General features: G+C 40.5%; 21 protein-coding genes. 4 read left to right on the top strand and 17 right to left on the bottom strand.

The annotated features are described in order from the left end of the window. Positions 1 to 12: 12 nt before the first annotated feature. The 6 genes from BLR54_RS07140 to BLR54_RS07115 form a co-directional block, all read right to left on the bottom strand. Positions 13 to 1,299, bottom strand: a complete 1,287-nt coding sequence (locus BLR54_RS07140) for an extracellular solute-binding protein (RefSeq protein ID WP_090418790.1) — start codon at positions 1,297 to 1,299, stop codon at positions 13 to 15. A gap of 155 nt (positions 1,300 to 1,454) precedes the next feature. Then, positions 1,455 to 2,459: a LacI family DNA-binding transcriptional regulator gene (locus tag BLR54_RS07135; protein WP_090418787.1), complete on the bottom strand. Its 1,005-nt coding sequence runs from the start codon at positions 2,457 to 2,459 to the stop codon at positions 1,455 to 1,457. A 146-nt stretch (positions 2,460 to 2,605) separates the two neighbouring features. Beyond that, a complete protein-coding gene (locus BLR54_RS07130; RefSeq protein WP_176761885.1) occupies positions 2,606 to 4,096 on the bottom strand; it encodes a methyl-accepting chemotaxis protein in 1,491 nt (496 codons plus the stop codon). Positions 4,097 to 4,175: 79 nt separating this feature from the next. Continuing rightward, positions 4,176 to 4,868, bottom strand: a complete 693-nt coding sequence (locus BLR54_RS07125) for a class I SAM-dependent methyltransferase (protein WP_255396686.1) — start codon at positions 4,866 to 4,868, stop codon at positions 4,176 to 4,178. 2 nt (positions 4,869 to 4,870) lie between these two features. Next, positions 4,871 to 6,373 (bottom strand): nicotinate phosphoribosyltransferase, encoded by a 1,503-nt coding sequence (locus BLR54_RS07120; RefSeq protein ID WP_090418779.1) that lies wholly within the window; start codon positions 6,371 to 6,373, stop codon positions 4,871 to 4,873. A gap of 55 nt (positions 6,374 to 6,428) precedes the next feature. Then, a complete protein-coding gene (locus tag BLR54_RS07115; protein ID WP_090418777.1) occupies positions 6,429 to 7,568 on the bottom strand; it encodes a cation diffusion facilitator family transporter in 1,140 nt (379 codons plus the stop codon). Positions 7,569 to 7,849: 281 nt separating this feature from the next. Between BLR54_RS07115 and BLR54_RS07110 the strand changes: the two genes are divergently transcribed. Further along, complete coding sequence (locus BLR54_RS07110) at positions 7,850 to 8,560, top strand: response regulator transcription factor (protein WP_090418774.1); 711 nt, start codon at positions 7,850 to 7,852, stop codon at positions 8,558 to 8,560. Continuing rightward, the gene (locus BLR54_RS07105) at positions 8,557 to 9,918 is read left to right on the top strand and encodes a HAMP domain-containing sensor histidine kinase (protein ID WP_090418771.1); all 1,362 of its coding nucleotides are present in this window, start codon (positions 8,557 to 8,559) and stop codon (positions 9,916 to 9,918) included. The genes BLR54_RS07110 and BLR54_RS07105 overlap by 4 nt, the downstream gene beginning before the upstream one ends. A gap of 112 nt (positions 9,919 to 10,030) precedes the next feature. Here the strand turns inward: BLR54_RS07105 and BLR54_RS15250 are convergent, their stop codons facing one another. The 3 genes from BLR54_RS15250 to BLR54_RS07090 are packed head-to-tail and all read right to left on the bottom strand — an operon-like array spanning position 10,031 to position 13,594. Continuing rightward, the gene (locus tag BLR54_RS15250; protein ID WP_090418769.1) at positions 10,031 to 10,291 is read right to left on the bottom strand and encodes a cysteine-rich small domain-containing protein; all 261 of its coding nucleotides are present in this window, start codon (positions 10,289 to 10,291) and stop codon (positions 10,031 to 10,033) included. Between the two features lie 18 nt (positions 10,292 to 10,309). Next, positions 10,310 to 11,851 (bottom strand): J domain-containing protein, encoded by a 1,542-nt coding sequence (locus BLR54_RS07095; protein ID WP_090418766.1) that lies wholly within the window; start codon positions 11,849 to 11,851, stop codon positions 10,310 to 10,312. Positions 11,852 to 11,854: 3 nt separating this feature from the next. Beyond that, positions 11,855 to 13,594 (bottom strand): Hsp70 family protein, encoded by a 1,740-nt coding sequence (locus BLR54_RS07090; RefSeq protein ID WP_090418763.1) that lies wholly within the window; start codon positions 13,592 to 13,594, stop codon positions 11,855 to 11,857. Positions 13,595 to 13,731: 137 nt separating this feature from the next. On the opposite strand from BLR54_RS07090, the gene BLR54_RS14935 reads away from it, so the two are divergent. Both BLR54_RS14935 and BLR54_RS07085 read left to right on the top strand, forming a co-directional pair. Continuing rightward, positions 13,732 to 13,890 carry a hypothetical protein gene (locus tag BLR54_RS14935; RefSeq protein WP_176761884.1) on the top strand — a complete coding sequence of 53 codons (159 nt, stop codon included), beginning with the start codon at positions 13,732 to 13,734 and terminating at the stop codon, positions 13,888 to 13,890. A gap of 9 nt (positions 13,891 to 13,899) precedes the next feature. Further along, on the top strand, positions 13,900 to 14,628 hold the full coding sequence (locus BLR54_RS07085; protein WP_090418760.1) for an ion transporter: 729 nt from the start codon (positions 13,900 to 13,902) through the stop codon (positions 14,626 to 14,628). A gap of 114 nt (positions 14,629 to 14,742) precedes the next feature. Here the strand turns inward: BLR54_RS07085 and BLR54_RS07080 are convergent, their stop codons facing one another. The 8 genes from BLR54_RS07080 to BLR54_RS07045 all read right to left on the bottom strand — a co-directional run bounded on the left by BLR54_RS07080 (position 14,743) and on the right by BLR54_RS07045 (position 23,662). Then, positions 14,743 to 15,372, bottom strand: a complete 630-nt coding sequence (locus BLR54_RS07080) for a YesL family protein (protein WP_176761883.1) — start codon at positions 15,370 to 15,372, stop codon at positions 14,743 to 14,745. Between the two features lie 2 nt (positions 15,373 to 15,374). Then, complete coding sequence (locus BLR54_RS07075) at positions 15,375 to 16,079, bottom strand: hypothetical protein (RefSeq protein WP_090418753.1); 705 nt, start codon at positions 16,077 to 16,079, stop codon at positions 15,375 to 15,377. Between the two features lie 99 nt (positions 16,080 to 16,178). Continuing rightward, positions 16,179 to 17,762, bottom strand: a complete 1,584-nt coding sequence (locus BLR54_RS07070; protein ID WP_090418751.1) for a glucose-6-phosphate isomerase — start codon at positions 17,760 to 17,762, stop codon at positions 16,179 to 16,181. A gap of 245 nt (positions 17,763 to 18,007) precedes the next feature. Then, the gene (locus BLR54_RS07065) at positions 18,008 to 18,583 is read right to left on the bottom strand and encodes a hypothetical protein (protein ID WP_090418748.1); all 576 of its coding nucleotides are present in this window, start codon (positions 18,581 to 18,583) and stop codon (positions 18,008 to 18,010) included. A gap of 117 nt (positions 18,584 to 18,700) precedes the next feature. Continuing rightward, a complete protein-coding gene (locus tag BLR54_RS07060) occupies positions 18,701 to 20,203 on the bottom strand; it encodes a hypothetical protein (RefSeq protein WP_090418745.1) in 1,503 nt (500 codons plus the stop codon). Positions 20,204 to 20,475: 272 nt separating this feature from the next. Next, positions 20,476 to 21,909, bottom strand: coding sequence for an AAA family ATPase (locus tag BLR54_RS07055; RefSeq protein WP_090418743.1), 1,434 nt, complete (start codon positions 21,907 to 21,909; stop codon positions 20,476 to 20,478). A 167-nt stretch (positions 21,910 to 22,076) separates the two neighbouring features. Beyond that, positions 22,077 to 22,433: a hypothetical protein gene (locus tag BLR54_RS07050; protein WP_090418740.1), complete on the bottom strand. Its 357-nt coding sequence runs from the start codon at positions 22,431 to 22,433 to the stop codon at positions 22,077 to 22,079. Further along, the gene (locus BLR54_RS07045) at positions 22,415 to 23,662 is read right to left on the bottom strand and encodes a HipA domain-containing protein (RefSeq protein ID WP_176761882.1); all 1,248 of its coding nucleotides are present in this window, start codon (positions 23,660 to 23,662) and stop codon (positions 22,415 to 22,417) included. The genes BLR54_RS07050 and BLR54_RS07045 overlap by 19 nt, the downstream gene beginning before the upstream one ends. Between the last annotated feature and the right edge of the window lie 53 nt (positions 23,663 to 23,715).

Here is a 23,715-nt window from a genome sequence, read left to right as displayed (position 1 = left end):
ATAAAAATTTGCTTATTCAACCGGTTGAGTAATACCAGCTACAGCATCATCAAGTACCTTCTGAGATACCTTTCCGTCAAGGATGTTCTTTCCAAGTGACTCTGCTGGGCTCCAGTAGTTGCCACCAACTCTCTGAAGCTGTGCAAACTCTGACTGAGCTGCAAGAGCGTCAAGTGCTGGAGAAGAAGCCTTTGCAAGTGCCTCTGTGTTTGAAGGACCCTCGCCTGTTGCCTCGTAAACAGCTTCCTGTGAAGTTGCGTTTGTGAGGTACTCAGCAAGAAGCATTGACCAACCTGTGTTCTCTGCGTATGCGTTAACACCTACAAACTTGTAACCTGAGTAAGAAGCCATCTGCTTGTCCTCACCGTTTACCTTGAATGTAGGAAGCTTTGTTGCTGCATATCCATCGCCATAAGCCTCTGAGAATGCGTTAACATTCCATGTACCAGAAACATAAGCTACAACCTTGCCATCGTTAAGGTTTGCAAGAAGGTCATCGTTTCCGTAGCTCTTGTATGCCTTAGAAGAAGCGATTGACTGAAGTGACTCAGCTGCTGCAAGACCTGTCTCGTTGTTCCAGTCACAGTTGTTTGACTGATCTTCGTTCTCTGTAAGCGTACATCCAGCGCCCTGGAAGAAACCGTATAAGTACCAGCCGTTTGCTGTCTCACAACCAACTTCCTTACCAAGCTCCTCAGCCTTAGCTGTAAGTGCCTCCCAAGAAGCTACATCTTCCTCTGATAACTGGTTCTTATCATAATATAAGAAATATCCGTTTGAAGCTGTGAATGGATAGCCATACTGCTTTCCGTCATACTGAGCAGCCTCAACTGTTGCTGGTGTATCAGTCTCGTTCATATCGTATGTGTACTGAGCTGCTACTTCGTTAAGAGCGCCTGCCTTAACAAGTGCCTCAAGCTGATCATCTGGGAATACGAATACATCAGCTGCTGCCTCAACATCCTCAAGAACTCTATCCTTCATATCAGCTTCTGAAACAGCACCAAGTGTGATGTTGAAATCTACATCTGGATACTGAGCTGCGAAATCATCGCAAAGCTTCTTCATTACTGTCTGATACTGCTCTGTCTCTGAGCACCAAAGGTCAATGTTTACTGTTCCCTCTGTTGCTGCAATAAGGTTTGCGATTGCATCCTCTGATGAAGCACCCTCTGATGCATCTCCTGAATTTGCAGTAGCTGTAGACTCTGATGTCTCTTCAGCTTTTGAACCACATCCTACAAAAGCTGTTACTGCCATTGTAGAAACAAGAAGTGCTGATACTAACTTTCTCTTCATGATAATTCCTCCATTTTTCTCATAAATGATATTTATACTCCCAGGCTGCAGTTAGTGCAACCGGTTGTTCTTTAATTATAATCCTATATCTAAGACCGTTTTTCGTCAACTGAGCAATTTTCACGACTATTTTGTGAAATCTTTATGAATTTTTACTAAGTTGTACTGTCTCGCATTTGAATATTAAAATCTTTAACAATTACATTTGTGATACTTTCGCCTTCTAAGTTGCGCATTAGTATTTCAATACACTGTGCTCCAAGCTTCTTTGCATCGAAATATAAGCTTGTAATTGAAGGCTTTGATGTTGATAACAAATTAGAATCATAAAATGAGCAAAGCTTAACATCCTCTGGCACTAAAATACCATCATTATGAAGACAGTTAAGCACTGAGTTACAAAGCATATCATCCATACAAACAATACATTCTGCACCTTCGGACAAAGCACCCTTAAGCACTGAATCCAAGCGTTCACTTTTATGCATATTTAAGAAAATCAGACTTTCATCTGCTTTTAGACCTTTATTTATAAAACCATTTCTAAAGCCCTGAAGTCGGCTGTGAGTAACATTGATATTCTCTCCACCGCCAATAAGAGCCATGCGAGTAACCCCAGCATCTATAAGGGTTTCAATCATTCTGGCAGCTGCACCAGCATTGTCATGATCCACATATGGAACAACTGGATCCATAGGATTTCCCACAACAATATAAGGAATTGCAGACTCTTTAAGGAAGTTAATTACCTTAGAGTCACGCTCACAACGGCTGACAATAACAGCATCAATCTTGCGATTTTGAACAGCATGCTTAAGGGCTGTGATTCCCTCATTATCAGCTAAAATGATAAGGACATCATAGTCATAATCCATTGCGCGATCACATACACCGGTCATAAGTGTCTGGAAGTATGGCATCTCTCCAAGAGCTGAATCCGCTGGCACTACAAGGCCCACGTTGAAAGTGCGGTTTGCTGCAAGAGAGCGCGCAACAGCGCTAGGTCTATAATTAATCTCCTTGATATAATCATTGACCTTCTTTCTTGTTTCCTCTGAAATTCTGCCTTTGCCAGAAATTGCGCGGCTTACAGTTGTTTTACTTAAACCTAATTCCTTTGCAATTGAATCTAATGTATGTCCCATTTTTATACACCTCATCCGAGCCACTTCTATACAAGAGGGCTCTTGTCAATTAGAACAGTATCACAACCAAAAATCCTTTGCAATCGGTTGCGCTATTTTTGTGCAAACATAATAAAAGGAGCCCTCACTTTTTGTGAAGACTCCTTAAAAATCATTTTACTTTAGAAATCATCTCTATAATCAAACACGCTTCCAGAGGTTGTTTCCTCATCTTCTGGAATATCATCTACATCATTTTCATATCCGTCCAGATTTGAAGCCTCATATGTAGGAGCAGGTGGAAGACTTGTATTAAATCGAGCAGTCTTTTCCATAAGGGCATTTGCCTCTGCAGATAGCTCTTCAAATACCATTCTCATATCTTCCAAATCACTAGTTTCATTTATACCCATTGCGAAGCTTTGAAGGTTGATTGCTGAGAACTGAATGTCTGAAATAATGTCATTAAAGCTTTCCTTGATAGAGTTTACAGAGGTTGAAATTTCGTTCAAATCACCAGGGAACTCATCAATATCCTCAACCATCAAATTACCCTTTTCCATTTCACCAAGGACATACTTTTGCTTTGTAATAATATCTGATAGTCGCGTCATCATGAGACTGGACTTCTGCTGAAGCATTCCAAGCTCATCCTCTTCCGTTGTAATTTCAGGCTTGGTAGAGAAATCTCCTTCCAAAATCCTATCCATCATTGGATTAATCTTTCCAATAGGTCTAAGAATCTTACTGATTGCTGCTGTTATATCTGCTATTGCAAGAGCCAAACAAATCACTGCCATAAAAAGACTGATTCGTATACCTCTATCAAGAATCTTAGTAACATTACGACTTGGATTTGCCACTCCAATAATCCAATCACAACCAGACAACTTTTTAGTGTTATATACCACAGTTTTTCCTGTGTAATCCTTACCCTTAACCACTTGGCTACCTGGATTTTTAATAATTGGGTCAAGCTCAGGCATTACATCAACTGCCTTAATTACATCATCTACACCTGCGCAATAATCTTCATTAGGATGGGTAACTATATTTCCATTTGAATCTATCAGAAAACCATAGGCTCCATCCTTAAAATTCAAGGATCCTACCTCTTCTTTGATTGTGGCAATATCTGCATCAACACCTACAACGCCCACCATTGTTGTACCAATATAGATAGGAGTTGCAACTGTTGCCAGCATTACATCTGGTCTTGAAGCACTTACATAAGGGTCCGTTATTATAGTGTGCCCTGCTGCCTTTGCCATTTTGTACCAGGTCCTCTCTCTAACATCCATTCCCGCAGAGAACTTTGCACCTCGGCCCATGTACATGTAGCCTTCCTCTGTTCCCACGTAGGCAAAGAACAAATCTGGTCTCCTGGTTGCCACCTTATCCACCAACGGCCTTATAGACGCCTCATCTAAGGATTGTTGAACACTTAAAGCATCTGCCATTCCTTGGGTTATCTCCCCCAAATCATCCTTCCAGGCATTTATTTTAGCAGCACTCATAAGGGCAACCAAATCAAGCTCAGTCATCTGCTCCTTCATAATCTGCCTACTCATATAGACAAGGTTTACAGACGACAAAGCCAGTATAGTTACAAGAAGAGCAATGATTACACGGTCTGTAACCTTGCATATAATCGAATTTCTCGACCTCTTCATGAAAAAATCCTCCAATTTATCTATGTTATTACGTAATAACATACTAATACATAAATTGGAGAATTCTGTGAAAAAATATTTAATTTCTAGCGAAAATAAAGCAATCGTATCTGATAGCCTTTCCTTCTAGGCTGTAGCTTGGCTTCTTTCCTGCCAAATATGGCCCCTTCAAGGGACGTTTAATTACAATTCGCTTTGGATCTGCCACCTGGGCAGCCTCTAAAAGCTCCTCTTCTGTGGAGCATGGACTTTCCAATCTTTGAATCAACTGAAACTTTTTCTTAATCAAAGCACTCTTTTGTCTGGCTGGAAACATAGGGTCCAAAAGGACAATATCTGGCTTATAATCTAGCTGCTTCATTCCTTGGACACTGTCGCCACAAATCAGGTCCATTCGGCTAACTGCATCAGCAAGCTCTGGTATCTGTCTTGCCCTTTCCATGCAATCCTGAAGCAATGCAGCGATAATCTCATCGAATTCGTAAAGACGAACCTGAAAACCTGCTGCTGCTAAGATCAGGGAATCCTCACCAAAGCCAGCTGTGGCATCCACCAAGGTCTGTGGCATTTCCTGTCCTTTTATACGAGCTGCCTTCACAAGCATTTCCCGCTGAAGATTGCTTTGCTTTAGTCTTGGAAGCATCTCCCTGAAATCTGCCATTATAGAAAGCTCGCCATCCGTAAGGCACAGACCCTCCTCAGTGTTTTGGAGAGCCAGGCCTATGCTGGCGAGCCTGTTATTGTATTCCGTAATCTGTGATTCTGATATCAATCTTATTTATCCTCTTTGCGTAAGAGTTCCATCTTCATGTTGTAATATTCTGGAGTCATATCCAAGTAGTGCTTATGAGGATTTTCAAAACGCTGCTCCTCAAGCCATACGCTGGTTTCAAGCTGTTCCTTAACTCTGGCTCTGATTGTTTGCATATCCTCATCTGGAGTAGCTGCCTTGCCATCTCTGATAAGAGGCTTCTGAAGAAGCTCTGCTGTGCAGTTTTCAAAAATATGTGTGCTCTTCCATGGCTGTTCTGGATCAATGAACTTGTAGCCTCCCGCTACGTTCATATCCACCTTCTCACCCTTTATTGCAAGCATATCAGCAACTGCTCTACCTTTTTTATCCTTGATTCTGTATACATCCTTGAGACCAGGATTTGTAATCTTTTCTACAGCCTCAGAAATTTTAATCTTTGGAATTGTCTCACCGGTCTTGGCATCTGTAACGGCACAAAGCTTATAAACTGCACCAAATACAGGCTCAGACTTTGCTGTAATGAGACGCTCACCAACGCCGAAGGAACTAACCTGTCCACCCTGCTGAAGAATAGAAGTGATGGTGTATTCATCAAGTGAGTTGCTTACGATAATTTTGGCATCTGTAAAGCCTGCTGCATCAAGCATCTGACGAGACTTCTTTGTAAGGTATGCCAAGTCACCAGAGTCGATTCTGATACCGAAGCTCTTTGACTCAATACCTGCATCCTTCATCTCCTGGAACACCTTGATGGCATTAGGAACACCACATTTAAGAACATTATAGGTATCTACCAAAAGAATACAGTTGTTAGGATAGCTCTTGGCAAAGCTTCTGAAAGCCTGAAGCTCCGACTTGCTATAGTCGTTGTTCTCATCTGTGAAATACATTACATAGCTGTGAGCCATGGTTCCACCAATAGGGATATTGAAATACTGACCTGCAGAAACTGTAGCTGTACCAGCCGCGCCACCGATGTAAGCAGCTCTTGCACCGTAAATGGCAGCATCGTTGTTGTGTGCACGTCTAGCACCAAAATCTGATACTGGACGACCTGCAGCTGCCCTAACAATTCGGCTTGCCTTTGTGGCAATAAGTGACTGGTGATTTACCTGAGCAAGAATCTCTGTCTCCACCAACTGAGCCTCAATAATAGGCGCTGTTACTGTAATGATAGGCTCGTTTGGATACATAATTGTTCCCTCTGGGAAAGCATCCACGTCACCTGTGAATTTGAAGTTCTTAAGATACTCCAAAAAATCCTCTGTAAAGTGTCCAACACTTCTGAGATATGCAATGTCCTCATCTGTGAAGTGCATGTTTAAAAGATAATCCTTTATCTGCTGAAGGCCTGCAAAAATTGCAAAACCACCTTCATCAGGATTCTTTCTGTAGAATACATCAAAGCTTACCTTTGTCTTTGGGTCGATGGTTGGATCATTAAAATAAGCATTTGCCATGGTTAGCTCATACTCATCCATCATCATAGTAAGATTTCGTTCTTTATCTTGTGTCTGTTTCATGTTAACCTCAACTCCAGTCCGCCTGTTAAACTATCAAGCCTCAGGCTCACTTTTTTTAATCTGTGACGTCCACATCTGCTGCGATTTGTACGTCGTAGTCTGGGTATTCTGACTGTACCTCTTTATTAATAATTTCTACGCCCTCTGCGTGATCAATTTCAAAGCTAAAAACTACGTCGAAGCGCATCTCTTTGGAATCCGTATTTACGTAGAAGCCGTGAAGCTGAAGAGCCCAATCATGCTGCTTTACAATCTCAAGTACACGATTTCGAATGCGAGCTGCTTCATTGTCTTTTGTATTGTAAGAGTAGACGCCAACACCTGTAAGAATAACGCCTGTCTCCTTGTAAACCTTTTCCTGAATGTGACGAGTAAGCTCATCCACCTGCTCTACTGTCATTGTGTCTGGAAGCTCCACATGAACCGAACCAAAATATTTGTTAGGACCATAGTTGTTAAGCACCAGGTCATAAGCACCACGAACCTCTGGCTCCTCGCTAATCAGACGCTTGATTCCAACGGTAAGGTCCTTATCAGGACGCTGTCCAAGGATATCATCGATGGTTTCTGTCATCATTTCCCAACCAGCTTTGATGATAACAATTGAGATAGCAATACCAACCCAAGCCTCTAAGGAAATGTTCCAGAAAATATAAATAATAGCTGTTGCCAAAACTGATGTTGAGATAATGGCATCAAAGCTAGCATCTGCTCCGGATGCAATAAGGGCACCTGAGTTTACCTTCTCACCGGTGGCCTTAACGTATCTTCCAAGGAAGAATTTAACCACAATAGCCACCACAAGCATAACCAAAGTGACAGTGGTGTACTCAGCCTGCTCTGGATGAATTATCTTCTCGACAGATTCCCATAGAGAAGTGAGACCTGCATAGATAATAATGGCCGCCACCAGCATGGCACTCAAATACTCAATTCGACCATATCCCATAGGATGCTTTTTATCAGGCATCTTTCCAGCAAGCTTTGTTCCTACAATAGTGATTACTGAGGAAAGTGCATCTGACAGGTTGTTTACTGCATCCAAAATGATGGCGATGGAACCTGACATAATGCCAAACAAGGCCTTAAAGCTGGCCAAGAATATATTTGCAATAATTCCAATAACACTAGTTCTGACGATGACACGTTTTCTATTATCCACTGCTTCAGCCACGTTCATGTTTGTATTCTTCATAGATGTTCACCCCTTAGCTATATTCAAATTATCATATTTATAGTATCTGTTTCTTAACTGCCTATGGTAAAGTATACCATTCTTTACGCTGTTTTACATTGTTTTATTCAATCCTAAAGAAAACCTTAATGGGATTCTAAAAAAAACTAAAAAACCCCATAATTCAAGGATTAATCAAATTTTTTATGTTACTATACAAGCAGATAAAGTTTTTACATGGCTGAATGCCCCTACCTTTTTCCTCAGGTGGGTGGGATTTTGATTTTCGGAAGGAACTATTTATGGGAAAACAAAAGATTCTTACTGTAGATGACAACGAAGAGATTCGCAATATTATAAGAATCCTGCTGGAAAGTGAAGGGTATGAGGTTTTGGAAGCAAGCGATGGAGATTCTGCTCTCTCTCTTATTGATGAGTCTGTAGATTTAGTCATCCTTGACATTATGATGCCTGGCAAATCTGGACTGGACGTGTGCAAGATTATCCGTGAAAAATATCAGATGCCTATTCTTTTCCTAACTGCAAAGGGTACTGATTCAGACAAGTCACTTGGCCTTCTTATCGGCGGCGATGACTACTTGGCAAAGCCATTTTCACATGCAGAATTAACAGCAAGAGTGAAATCTCTTCTGCGTCGATACTATGTATACAAGGGCAAGGAAGCTACCCCAGACGACAACTATCTCACCCACGACATCTTCAAAGTGGCAAAGGATAGAAACGAAGTTTTCACTACCAACTCTGAGGGTCGTGAGGTTCAGTTAGATTTATCAGAATTAGAGTATCAAATTTTCAAGCTTTTAATTGAAAGCCCTGGACGAGTTTTTGCTGCTCAAGTTATATACGAAACCATTTGGAATGAGCCATATCTTTACAGCTCAAACGCCACAATTATGGTTCATATCAGAAACCTTCGAACCAAAATCGAAGAGGATCCTTCAAATCCAAGGCATCTACTTACCGTATGGGGAAAGGGTTATAAGTTACAGTGAAAAAGTTCTTTCGATTCTTTAGAAAATCTCTATATATAGAGCTAACCTGGGCTGTGCTACTTTCATTTATAGTTGGTACTTTTTGCTATTTTACACTTATTTTTTTCAGTGATACTATAGCAAATTCAAAGTGGGCTAGTGAAAAATACGCCCCTCGAAAAGTATCAACTCTCATTGACGGCTTACAGACCTACATCTACACCAACGAGATATCCTCAAAGGATAGCGCAAAGCTGACAGATTGGTACGCAAGGCATCAGTCAGCTTTCTTCTATATTCGCAAGGATGACTATATCGTCTACAACACCTTTATCACCCCAAAGAATGATGGGACTACAGATCCTATTCCCGCCAGCGACGAGGATTTCAAGGATTTGGCCGACGAATATCAATCCTTCTACGATGTAACAAAGGCACCTATTAAGCTTGCAGATGGCAATGCTGTGCTTGTGCTTTGCACTGATGTTCAGTACAACCTATTCCTTAAGTTGCAGCGTATAGATATTGCTTGTTCTGCCCTGCTTATCATCTTCGTTCTCATTCACTTTGTTAGAAGAAAAATCCATTATATAAAGGATGTTACTACAGGAATCAATATCCTTGAGGGCGGAGATTTAGATTATCAAATTCCTGTAAGGGGACACGATGAAATCTCGCAGATGGCAGTAAGCCTTAATTCCATGAGAGTTTCACTGGCTCAGCAAATGAAAAATGAGAAGCAAGCTCTTCAGGCCAACAACAGCCTTGTTACTGCTCTTTCCCATGATTTGCGCACACCACTTACCACTCAGATGGGATATTTGGAAATCCTTAAAGGCCGCCACTATAGTTCACCAGAGGAAATGGAAAAATACGTGGATACGGCTCTTAAAACTTGTTATCAGATTAAGGAAATGTCCGACAGACTTTTTGAATATTTCCTAGCCTTCGATCCGCATCCAGAACGACCTGCAGAGGCTTTAGAGGAATTTGATGGAGTTGACCTATTTATGCAACTTATTGGAGAGCTTTCTCTCCCACTGGAATCCCAAGGCTTCAGCTTTGAAATTGAAGACCCTATGGAGACCTTCTTAATTAACGTAAATATGAGCGATATGCTTAGAGTGTTTAATAACGTATTTACGAATATTGATAAGTACGCTGATGAATCTGAACCAGTAAAGGTTCGAGTATTTCACGATGATAAACATGCAGTGCTTGAGTTTTCAAACAAAATCAGGCAGGTGCCTCGTAAAAACGAGAGTGCCAAGATTGGTCTCATAAGTATTTCCAGTCTTATGAAAAGACAAGGCGGTGACAGCAGGGCCCGCACCGCTAGAGACCATTTCATTATTGAACTCAAATTCCCAATACATTAAATAAGAGCTGGTGAATCATGAAGATTCTCGTTATCCAAGACCTTCATGTGACACCAGCTCTATTTTTGATATCTTTTTTATTCTGAGATATTACTGCCTGATATATTATCAGTTATTCATTTGTCTTCTTGCCAACTCCACTTTCCTTCAGGGTCCTTATAATCTCATCATAGTTCCCCCTTAAATGTGGGCGGGAACAACTCACGCAAGACTTCACTCCTGACTTAGTGTATTCAAAGTTGCCTCCACACTTATCCCCCAGGCAATAAAGCGGGCAATAGCAAAACAGGCAATTAAAATCCTCTGGCTTATCCACCTTGTGACAAGGAAAATATTCACATTCTTTGTTTTGAAAAAATTTATAGTGTTCCATACCTATAGGATACCAATCCTATTCTTCACTGTCGATAGCTATATTATTTTCTGAAAGGAACTTCTGCCTTTCGGCCTCCATTTCCTGTTTAGCTGCCTCTAGTTCCTGACTCGTAGCCTCTTCCTCTGGATAATTTGCAAAGAACTCTTCTTGATTTGGACCTTCTTCATAGGTAACCTTACCATCCAAATAGTCGTCGACAGAAACAATATGATATAAATTGTCTTCTTTGACAATAGCTGCATAATATTCTTGCTCACCAATAAAAAAGCCGTAAGAAGAGATGATATAATATCCCCTTTCCTTAGCCACCTTAGCAGCATAAGCATCATCCTCTTTCACTATTTGAGGATCTATATCATCAAGCAATTCCTGATTAGACAATTCAATGGCATTCTGAATAACTTCTTGTCTGTTTGTTTTTGTGGAAACATCATCATGGAAAGCTCTCATTCTAATAACAGTAGATATAGTTACTGCTATAACAACAATGACTATCCAAGCAATTCTTGAGGCATTTTTTGTCGCTCTATCACCTGTAGTCATGCCAGATGGTTTTGCACCAGCCCTTATAAACTGATACCCCTTTTGATTTGCTTTCTTTACAGGTCTCACAGGATTAATTCGGTTTGAGGTATCTGGTCGCTTTACGCAGAATCTGCTGTAAACCTCCTTCCACTCCTCATCCATCTTCTTAGGGAAAATGATACTAGCAATAGCGTCATATACATCCGATGTAAGAATTGGAAGCTCGAATATTTGATCCAAAATAAAGGCTGTAACCTTCACATCCGGAAAAAGTCTTTGAGAAAACTTGTCTTGATGAACGAATCTGTTGCGCCTATATTCATCATTTTGGCGCTTAAAAAGGTACTTCCAATATGCAGGATTATCTTTGTATTCATGCATTCTGGCAAGCCCTCTGGCCATTTCCATAGTTCTACTTGCCATTAGTCTTTGATAATCAGAGATTCCCTTGTAGTCAGCCTCTGTTTCTGTCTTAAATACAAGGGCCTCATCCTCACCCTCAAATTCTAAAGTGTTGTTCTCTTGGAATTTATCTAAACGCTGCTGCACTCTAAGGGCATAATATATGTCACGTTTTGGCTTTTCCTCAGTTCTTGACTTCTCTTCTGCTTTTGGCTGCTCCTCAGTTCCTTGCTGCTCTTCTGCTTTTGACTGATTCTCAGTTCTTGGCTGTTCTCCTACTTCTGGTTTCTCTTCAGCTTTTTGCTTTTCCTCTTCTTTAAACTGATTAACAATCCAGTGCTGTTCAGCCTTTATTTGCTCCTCATAATCTAGCTCTTCTTCATCTTCAGTCTCAGAAGTTTCCTGCTCCTCAAGTTCATCAGCGGACTCATAATAAAGATGGGAAGGTTTTTGACCTGATTTTGCTATCTCAATAGCCTTCTCATAGCTAGCCTTAAGTCTGGCAAATTCCTCCGGAAACTCCTCTGGATGATATTCACGGGATTTCTTTGCATAAGCCTTTTTTATGGCGCGCACATCATCTGTTGGCTCAATTCCAAGATCCTGCCATATGCTTCTAAAATAACTCATTTACTAGTCCTCTTTATCATCCTTGCCCATAGAGCCTTCAATATATTCCTTCCAAAGGTTGGCATCAAATTCAGAGAAACTAAACATTGATTTCTCCACCTGATCAACAACCTCCTGAAGTTCCTCCCCTGCCTTGCGGGAGGCTTCAATTCCTGCACTTTCAAGAATCATCAAATAATTCCTGATTGCAGCCTCAAGAAACTTACGCTGCTCCAGGTTGCACTCTGCTGCCAGTCTGCTAGCTTTTTCAATAAGCAATCTGGATTTCTCACTACTAGACTGATTTTCTCTGATTCTCTCAAGATTTTGGCGCTTAGCCTCTATTTCTGCCTCTGACAATCCTTGAGCATTTCCAAGGTGTACAGTCTTGTTCTCCAGCAGACCATCTCCTGTAATCTCTACATCAAAAATACCATTTATGTCATAGGAGAATCTTGCTGCAACACAAACCTGTCCAGCTGGACGTGGTTCGATCTTTAAATTAATTGTGGTAAGGAGCTCATTCTTATCTGCAATGATATTCTCACCTTGATATATTTTAAAGTTAACTTCCTTCTGGAAGTCCCCAGCATTGGAATAATACTCTACCTTGCTACATGGCAGTACCTGGTTCTTTGGTACAATTACCGAGAAGGAACCGTCTGCCACCTTTGTTCCAAGAGAAAATGGAGCAATATCAGTAAGAATCAAATCCCTAACCTTATCATTTCTAGACTTAATTCCAGCAACAATTCCAGCTCCTTCACAAACAATAACATCTCCGTTACGCTCGTACTTTGTATTACCCTGGAAAAGTGAATTGATAAACAACTGTACCACTGGCATCTTTGAAGAACCGCCAATCATGATAACACCATCAATATCATTAATAGCAAGACCTGCGTCATTCATAATTCGCTTCAAAACAATTGTTATTCTATTGAAAATATCTCCTGAAATATCTAACAATCCCTGTCTATCCAAGCTATAGTTGTAAGCCTTGCCATCCAAATAAATTGTGTGCTTGCAGCTAACCTCAGCAGTAAGAGCTATCTTTATCTCTTCACCGTGATTTAAAAGAATTGCCTTCTTCGAAGCATCCAAATCACTCCATTTAATATTGTTTTTCGCACAGATATCAATAGCGATAGCCTTGTTGAAATCAGCTCCTCCTAAATAATTATCTCCAGAGATACTCTGAATTTCGATAATATTATCGAAGGCATCAACGAGAGTAACATCCAAGGTTCCTCCACCAAAATCGAATACCAGGTATGTCTCGTCCTCATCCATATTATTGGCATGATAAGTAAGGGCCGCTGCACTTGGCTCATTAATCAAACAAATCACATTAAGACCTGCTATTAAACCTGCGTTTCTTGTGGCAGCACGCTGCTTATCAGAAAAGTATGCTGGCACAGAAATAACTGCGTCTTTTATTGTCTCACCTGTAAACTTTTCTGCATCTGCCTTAAGCTGCTTAAGCACTAAGGCAGAAAGCTCTTCTGGTGTGTGACTTTCGTCGAATGCCTTATAGATTCTGTCTGAACCCATATCACGCTTGAATTCCTTAAAGGTGGTTTCAGGATGTGTAACAAGACGCTCCTTTGCTACAGCACCTACATAATAAGTTCCATCCTCGTCAAAGCTTACCACCGATGGAGTCAAAACCTCTGCAAAACTGTTTGGTATAAGCTGAAGTTCTTCATTTATAAATGCACTAACAGATGAATTGGTAGTGCCTAAATCTATTCCAATTATCAATTTCTATTTCCTCCAAAAAACTACACAACTGTCTGATAATTTAACATGTGAGCATAGTCAGGTCAATAGATAAACAATTAATTCACATCTTTGTGGTAGTATGACCTCAGGTCGTATATTTATGAGAGGTATTACACATGGCAGAGAAAAAACACAAGGACGCCCTAATTAGTGATTCGGGCATAATCGAAAGCAATAAAACAAAACAGTCCATCAGATTTGTTGCCCTGTGTGATGTGCTGGCTGTAGCGTTAATTGTCCTTGGTGTAGTTGCGTTTGTTAAGGGATATTTTTAGAGGTGGCCTATGTACGATTTTAAACGAAGAATATATGAGGTTCTTGAGGTTGGAAGCGTGGAAGATAGGTCAAGTCGCGCATACGATCGACTGATGACTGTGGCCATTATTGTGGGTTTGGTACCTCTGACACTGAAAGGAAATAGCAGATACACCATCGCCATTGATATTGTCACCAGCATTCTGTTCCTTATCGACTATGTTGCCAGAGTTTATACTGCAGATTATAAAATGGGCTATAAAAACTATAAGGCGTATATTGCTTACCTCTTCACACCGCTGGCAATCTTCGATTTTCTTTCTATCGTTCCTGTGATTTATATATTTTTACCTATTTCCTCATGGATTGGATTACTTAGACTGTTTCGAGTTTTTAGAGTATTGAAGCTTATAAGATATTCAAAGACTATGATAGTCATTGCAAATGTAATCAGGAAGGTTAAAAATCAACTGTTGGCAGTTTTGATTCTTATTATTGTTTATATTTTCGTTTCTGCCATGCTGGTATTCCAGCTGGAGCCAAATCTTTTTGATACATTTTTTGATGCTCTTTACTGGGCCACAATCTCCATCACCACCATTGGCTACGGAGATATTTCTCCAGTGACCCCTGTGGGCCGACTAATCACCATGGTTTCCGCCTTGGTAGGAATGGCGGTAATTGCACTTCCAACCGGTATTATCACCGCCGCTTACATGGCAGAGATTTCAAGGAAGAAATCTAAATATGAGTTGTGATTATTTGTTTCTATATAAACAAAATCCCTAGTACTCAGCTTAATATGTCTCCTCTTTACTGAACAATCAGTAAGTATGATACATATAAGTCTGGGGTCTAGGGATTATTTTTGTTTAGTAAGAATCTTCTTCCTTTGCAATATCCTCTGGTGTCATATACTTGCGGAAAACTTTTTCCAATACTGGATGAAGACCGCAGGCAAAAAGACCTGGTGCAAACAGAATCAAGAATGGAATGTAATACATAAGCACAAGGATTGCTGCGCAAAGCAATACGATTACCATGCTCCAACCAAGGTTTAGAATCATGAAAATGAAAGAAACCTTGAAGGACTCCTTGAAGCCATTTTCAAAACGAGCGATGTATGAAAAATGATAAATGGCCCAAACCATGGTAAGTAAAAACAATACTAAGAAAAAGATTGACGCTGCTGCAAATGGACTGCTTGGATCAAGCATATTTCGTGTGATATAAATATCTCCTGCAAGAATTCCAAAGATAAGTGAGAAAATCAACCAAGATAAAGTTGCCTGCTTGAAATTCTCCTTGAAGGATCTAAAGAACTCTCTGTCATAACCGCGCCCCTTATAAACCACCTTGTGGATGGTGTAATAAAGAGCTGTTGCACTGGCTCCAATTGTAAAAACTGGAATAGAGCAAATCGCAAAAAAGAATCCTAATATTAAAACGTCTGTGGCCTTTGTAAGGCTGTCAAAAAATCTGCTGTTAAAAAATCTTCCCAAAACTATTCTCCCATCTCTACCTTATATAATAAATCATAAAAATTATTCAAATATTCTTCGCTGCCACTTAAATCTGCGATCAAAAGATATTTGATATTGTCATCCAATCCAAAATACTCATGGATTGGGCTATTACTAATGTCTACCGCCACATCATAGGTGTCTGTCTTGCCACCGTCATCTGTGACTTCCATGCTGTAAATCAGGCCTTCATCTGTCCACTTGCTGAGAAGCTTGTCTGGAACAGTGTCCTTCACATCTCTGACAGCACCCATGTTTACTAAATATTCCACTCCGGCTTTGTCCGTAAATGCGAAGTCAAGCTGGCCTGCCATAACATAGATATCAAGCTTGTTGCCATATCCACCCATGTTGGCTGTTTCGTCGGTGTATAAATCTGCTGTGATATTCACACCGTCATGCTTTTCCATCTTCAGGATGTCATGTAGCTGCCCCTCGACCTTCGTGTCGTACTGGCCTGAGTTGATAACCATTCCGTAAAACTTGTATTGAACGTAGGTCATGGCATGATGAACGCCCCAACCTATCACTCCTAAAATGAGAAGCACCACAAAAATATGAATCTTGTAATAGGTCCAAATGTAGTCCAGCTTCTCTTTTTTATTCATTTTTGAAAGCTTGTTTTTTTCGCCGGCAAAGGTCTTTGTGACAGCCTCCTGCTCGGCATCTTCATATCTGTTTCCCATAGGCTTTATCCTACATTAAAAAAATGGCTACCGCAAGACGCGATAGCCAAAATTTACAATTATTTTATTTAGCCTTCGGCAAAGGCTGCTCTAACATAACTAGATATCAAGAAGCTTTGCGTATGCTGCAAGAGCATCTGTTGTGTCGCCAGCAAGAACCTTCTTTGCAAGAACCTTACCAAGCTGAACACCTTCCTGATCGAATGAGTTAAGGTTCCATACGAAGCCCTGGAACATAACCTTGTTCTCGAAGTGAGCAAGAAGAGCACCAAGTGTTTCTGGTGTAAGCTGCTCGCCAACGATGATTGAAGAAGGACGGTTTCCTTCGAAGTATTTGTTTCTGTTGTCATCATCCTTACCACAAGCAAATGCCATGATCTGTGCTACAACGTTAGCGCAGAGCTTCTGCTGTGATGTGCTGTCCTCGATAACAACATCTGTTGCCATCTGGCTCTTCTTGAAGCCTACGAACTGAAGTGGGATGATGTTTGTTCCCTGGTGAAGAAGCTGATAGAAGCTGTGCTGGCCATTTGTACCAGGCTCACCAAAGATAACTGGACCTGTAACATAATCAACAGGCTCACCAAATCTATTAACGCTCTTACCGTTTGACTCCATGTCGAGCTGCTGTAAATGAGCAGGGAAACGGCTTAAGCCCTGTGAATATGGAAGAACTGCTGTAGACTCGTAACCAAGTACGTTTCTCTCGTAAACACCAATAAGTGCATCGAGCATAGCAGGGTTCTTTCTGATATCAGCATTCTTTGCAAGAGCATCCTCTGCAGCTGCACCGTTAAGGAAACGAGCAAATACGTCTGGACCAAATGCAAGTGAAAGAACTGCACCACCTACAGAAGATGTAGATGAGTAACGTCCACCGATGTAATCATCCATGAAGAATGCATCAAGGTAATCAGCGCTCTTTGCAAGAGGTGATGTCTCAGATGTAACAGCGATCATGTGCTTAGAAGCATCAAGACCAGCCTTTGCGAGAGCATCCTTAACAAATGACTCGTTTGTAAGAGTCTCAAGTGTTGTACCTGACTTAGAAACAAGGATGAAGATTGAGTGAGCAACATCAACTCCAGCAAGAACTGATGCAGCGTCGTCTGGATCTACGTTTGAAATGAAACGAGCTTCCATCTTGAATGTGCCTGTAACCTTTGCCCAGTTCTCAAGTGCAAGATACATAGCACGTGGGCCAAGATCAGAACCACCGATACCAATCTGAACAGCTGTTGTGAACTTCTCACCCTTTTCGTTAACAATTTCACCTGCGTGAACCTTGTTAGCGAACTCAGCAATACGCTCCTGCTGCTTTACATAGAAATCTCTCTTGTTTACGCCATCAGCCATAACATCGCTACCAAGCTGACCACGTGTAAGCTGGTGAAGAACAAGTCTCTTCTCACCTGTGTTGATAACCTCGCCGTTGAAAAGTGCTGAATACTTTTCTGTAAGCTGAGCCTCATCAGCAAGCTCCTGAAGAGCTTCGAGAACGATACCGTCCACCTGCTTTGAAGCAAAGTTGTAAGACATACCGTTTGACATTGGTACAGAGTACTCTGCAACACGCTTTGCACCATTTGCACCAACCATAGCTGTCTTAAGCTCTAGTTGATTCTTAAGTCCCTGAAGCTTTGAAAAAGACTTAAGCTGGTCAAAATTCTTCCATTCTACCATCATTAGTCACTCCTTTATTATTAAAAAAATACATTGGCCTAACTACTTTTCCCCTTTTAAATGTTAATCTAGTCTTCCCTTAAACGTTTAACGAACTATATTTAGTCCTTCTACGCCTACTTTAAATTAACACTCAAATTTTATAATAATTCTCGCGTATTATCAATACACTTTATGTTAATCAACATCTATCCTTGTGTGTCACTAATTCTTTTTTGGTGTTTTGATGTTCTTATTACTCGTGATTAATCATTAATTCCGACTCTGAAATGGGTGGCATCTCTGGCCATGGCCAAATTTCCAAAGGCATGTTTAATATTGAAAAGATTCAGTATATATACAGAGCCAACCGCATCTAGGCAAAGTCCCAAAGTGGCATATTTGAAGTCGATTTCTGCCCCCTTCTTTAACTTATAATAGGAACTCCACCAGCTCAGGCTGTAGCTTCCACCTTCTTTTCTGGCCCAGCCTGATAGGGGTGTTCTGGAAACATAATCGTTGTCCACAACTGTATCACCAATATATGGATGAAGCAGTACAAGTTTTTTAGCCACATCCTCTACAGGGACCTTTGCATCCTTTGGAAGACCTGCCATTTCCTTTGCCAGGGACGCAAACTCATCTGCAGCCCTAAAGATTACCTCTTTGTATTGATTGGAATAAACTCGATCCACAAGAAGCTCCAAGTTTTTGGAGTTGGACTCAGTTCCTTTCAACACGTATTTTTCTGCCTCGGCAAAGCTTTTTTCCAGAAGAAGAAACAGCTTCCATCTGTCCACTACCCAAGGCATTCCTTGGTATTTTCTCTTATCATATTCCATGGTTGGCCTCCTGAAGGAATTTGGCGGTATTAAAACCCCATCCGCCTTGGGATGGGGTTGCATACTATTTTAATGTGTTATTTTGTGATCTATTGAATTTAGTTTTCTATCCAATGGTTAGGTTCCTGTATCTGGGCTAGGAGATGCCGGCGCTGGTTCTGGGTCAGATGCTGCTTCTGATGGAGCTGAACCTGAGTCGCCTGATGAATCCGTGTTTTGGTCTGTGGAGCCAGAACCACCTGTATCTCCTGCTTGTGAGGATGGTTCTGATGACTGGCTGTCAGAGGTACCGGTTGAATATTCACCCTGGTTATTCTTATCTGAGTTTGTGATTGTTCCCTGACTGTTGTTTTCCTGAGAATCCTTATCCTGAGATTGGCCTTCTTCTGTTGTCTCTCCAGCTTCAGTTGCATTGGTCTCTTCCGTCACTGGCACAGTCTCAAAAATTTCCTGAAGGAGCTCGATAGGCTGCTCATCCTCTTCGGTGATGATTGGCTCGACCTCCCAGGTCAAAGAAACTCGTGGACAGATTTCCATGTCATCCCAAACTCCATTTGGATTGCAATATCCAATGAGTCCAAAGGAATAAGTGTCGAAATCTATATTCTCAGGGGCTCCTGACATAACATAGCTGTAGGTGCCTGATTCTGGGTCGATATTGTAAACATAGGCATTTTCTGGGGCCTCACGCATCTGAACCTCGATGGTGACAGAACCATTATCGATGAGAGGACGCTCGTGTCCCTCATCATCTACAATTGCCATGTACATTGCGCAATCTTCCCTGTCCCCAAAGTTAGGATTATCCACCATGTCGATTTCATCCAGGTTGCTCATGCTGGCGGTAACCTTAACTACCACTGGCACATTGCTCTGATTTTTAACGGTGAACCGATCACTATATCGAGAGAAATCATAATCACTTTCATGATTTCTAAAGAGCATCGTTGCCCCTTCATCCACTCGACCACCGCCATACTTTGCGGCATCTGTAAGATATACCAACTGCTGTGGGTCGATAAGAAAATCCAATGGCGATTCGCCCTCATCTGAAATAGATGGAAACAATACTGAAATGATTGGATCCTTATGAGCTGTGGTTGGAATTGTGACGGTCTTAACGATTTGCTGCTGGGTGGTGGCTGGAGTTTCAGTCGCGGCTGTTGCTTCGTCACCCTGGGCTTCGCCTGTGTTAGCGTCCGTGGTTTGGCTGTCGGATGTAGTTGCAGTGTCACCTGTGGATGATGTCCCGGAATTGTTCTGACTATCATTCCGCGCCTGATTACCTGTAGTAGCTGGCGCAGTAGTACCTGTAGAATTTTCTGAATTAGTAGAAGGGCCACCTGTTGTGAACTCTGCTGCTGTTGAATTTGTAGCTGAGTTTGATGATTCTGATGAAGATGAAGTGGTTCCTGTTTCGCTTGCACTTGACGAACCAGAACTCGACGATTCGCTTCCACCTGACTCACCTGAAGAAGAGCTCTCCGCTGAAGCAACAGAGCTCTGTGAATTATCAGAAGATGTTTCTCCTGACTCGCTAGCTAGCACACTAATTGGAGCCACCAAAATAAGAGTCAGCACAAACACCAATATTGTCTTACAAACCCTAAACCTTCTCATAGAACATGCCTCGCAGATTATAAAACCCCAGATTCTTGCGGCGCTAAACAAAACTCGTGCAAAGAACCTCAACTTGCTGCAGTCACTAAAAAGTCCACCGACAACAAGTCACATTAATCTGTATTATGCATTATACTCCCTAAGTGTTAAAAAACTTTGACCTATTCTATATATCGGAGAGATTTGTAATAAATATTATTTTTTATACATTCGTACTTTTTATCATAATTGGCGATTTATAGCACTCCTTTTGTGCTATAAATCGCCAGAATTTATTTTATCAAATCGTCCATTGTTATTATATTAGTGAATATACCACTATATTCATTCTTATCTAATCCAAAAGTAGTCACCAACGTGTTTCTAACAACCTTCTTTCTATCTATTTCATTTTCTAACAAGCTTTGTCGCTCTCGAAGCTGCATATAATAGTCTTTGGTGACTTTGAAATTATTGCCATAGTATTTCATTTCACACATGTTAACAACATTATCGGCCCTATCTATTATTAAATCAATTTGATAGCCTTTTTCTGTTGCTGAAGCTTTTTTTCTCCATGATGATATAGATGTTTTTACACCAGGGATTCCCAATGCTGTTTGTATTTCGTTTATATGATTTATACACACATTCTCAAAACTAAAGCCTCTCCAACTTACAATCTGTGAGCTATTATTTGCAGATGCCCAAAACTCGTTTGTAATCTCTTTCCTTCCTTGTACAAAGTATAAAAAGAATTTACAAAACGGATCTATAAGCTTGTAATATTCAACTTTACCTTTCTCTGCAAAAGGTGTGTACCTCATAACAAAATCACTAGCCACAAGCGCATTTAAATCATCTGATAAATTACCTCCGTCAGATAGACTAAGTGATTCTATTATCTCATTTCGAGTATATCCGTCGCCTCGTTTATTTAATAATTCCACTATAGCTTTCATTTGATCCGGTTTTGAAAAAATAGACTCAAACAATCTATTATATTCGTCTGATAAAATCGCATTACTATCAAAAAATAACTTATCAATATTTTGTGACAAGCTTAGTTCTGGTCGCATATAACCAAGATAATAAGGTATTCCTCCAAATATCATATATGATTGGACAATATCATACTTAGAATAACTCACGTTTTTTCTTTCCAAAAACATTTTTGTTTCGGACAAATTGAATTGTGATAGCTTCATTTGGTATGTTGTCCTATTATAAAGCCCTCCATAATTGTTTATTAAATTATCTAAAATCCATGAACTAGCACTTCCACATACGACAAGCATAATGTTTTTTCTTGCACATGCCCATGAATTCCAAAAAGCCTCAAGCGCTGTGACAAATCCTGACCTCGGTGTGTCCATCCATGGTAACTCATCAAAAAATATTACCTGTCGTTTACCATCATCCTTGTCCATCAAAAGTTGTTCTAACATAAAAAACGCCTCAAGCCAGCTCTTTGGCCTATGGCTTTTCTTCATCCCGTGCATTTGAAGAGATAGGTAAAAATGTTCAAGCTGTGCTTTTAGTAAACCATTAGGTTTCTTCTCAACTGGTGATAATCCTGTATGGCGAAAGGCAAATCTATCTTCAAACACTTCGTTTATTAAATATGTTTTGCCAACTCTTCTTCTTCCATATACAACCACAAACTCAGCTTCACCGCTATCATATAATCTATTTAGTTCTTTTATTTCATCATATCGTCCAATCATAATTCTATTATATATTCGTTTTATCGGGCTGTAAATATAATATTTTACATTAATTCCGCCTATTAAGACACATTATATGCAGTTTATTCGGCGGAATTACTTTTTTCAACATTTTCAATGTGGAAATTTTCCCAAATTTAGTCGAATATCTTCATTTTCTCATCGGATTACAAATCCCCAAAGCATTTCGCTCCGCCATCTTCAAACATCACCCAGTAATTATCAAGATGGTTATTCCCATTATTCTTCCTGATATATAAATCAAAATCCATTTTATCCATGCCAAGAGCCTTTAGGTGCTCTCTGTAAAACATGCAGCCCTCACGCATGGTTCGACGCTGGAAAAACTGGTTGAAGCTTCCGTAGGACACGCCAAGCTTTGCCAATTCCCATGGATACAGTTTACCCTGGCTTAAATCCTCGGCTTTTACTAGCTCACGATTCTTAATCTCGAAATCCATAAGAGGTGTATCGATATAATATAGTATGCCCTTAAGGTTGTTTATTAATCTAACTTCTGCCATAGCTGCTGCATCCTCCTTTCGTATTCTTTTGAAAATGACGTGTTTAAAATATCCAAATATTTTATTTCATCTATTCCAGCGTATAGTTGCTTAAGACGGAAAGCATCGTTCAACTCCTCCAAGAATTCAAAAGGGTCTTTCCCATACGGCGCCACATATACATTATTCATAGCCTCATCAAAAGTCTTGTAATTGTCCCTATAATAATCGTGCTCGAACAGCCCCATTCCATTATCAAAGATTAATGGGATGGAATAGTCCCCTTTGTTAGAATTGAAGAACAACCCAAAGTTTCTAGTGTGACGATCCACATTCCCCACAAGACAATCTATAACCGCCAAATCCACCATATATTTCTCTGCTTGCTCATAAGGTAAGCTCCCTATTTCAGAAAGCTGCGATGCACACCATTTCAATTTCTCGATGCTTCCCCTCTTTATAAAGGAATCGTCCTTTGTTGATAGATGCTTTGTAGCTATCAAGGATTCAAAGGATAAAAAAGTATATCCATCAATCTCAAAATTTTTGGAATAAACTCCATCCCATTTGCGATTACCAAATGCAAAATTACATTGATGCTGCTGCACACATGGAATTCCTAGCTGATTAGCAAGGTCTGACGCTATAATTTCAACCGCCCAATCTCGCATCTCAACACCTGAGATGACTGCCTGGGATTTTATAAATAATTTCCTGTCAAAAGACAATGCTTTCATCTGATAACCGTCAGTATCAGTTCTTGTAAGAATAAGGTCCTTCTTTTGAAACTGAAAAACAGGGATTTTACTGACATCATCAGTCTGTATGTCTATCACTTCATCCACTGAAAAGTCCTTTTTACCGTCTGTAAAAAGAAATGTTCCCGGCTCATCCACTCCCCTATCCATAAAATACTTTTCTTCTAGAAGACTGGCAAACTGCTGCCAGGTAGGATTATTATTAAATCCAAATGGAAGCTTGGAAATCTCCATGACATAATTAGATAACACTAGACCTCTTTTGTGAAAATCTACTTGCAAGGTAGATACTCGTTCACCATCAACAATCCAATCAATTTGTACAGGTTGTTCAGCCTTAGCTTGCAATCTCTTGTGCAAGGCCTGGCGAGTCACCCCGTGTTCCAAAGCAAGGCTACTGAGACTTTCACCATTCTCGTAACGCTCTTTTATTTCATTTAATTGTTCATCGGTTATTGTAGGCTTTCGGCCTGCATTTCTTTCATTAGACATAAAGATAGCCTCCATAATTTGATTATGGAGGCTAGAAAGCAAGTTGTCAACTT

The organism is Pseudobutyrivibrio sp. YE44 (assembly GCF_900104335.1).
Taxonomy (GTDB): Bacteria; Bacillota; Clostridia; order Lachnospirales; family Lachnospiraceae; genus Pseudobutyrivibrio.
The sequence above is the reverse complement of the archived record's forward strand: the minus strand, read 5'-3'. Positions and strand labels throughout refer to the sequence as shown.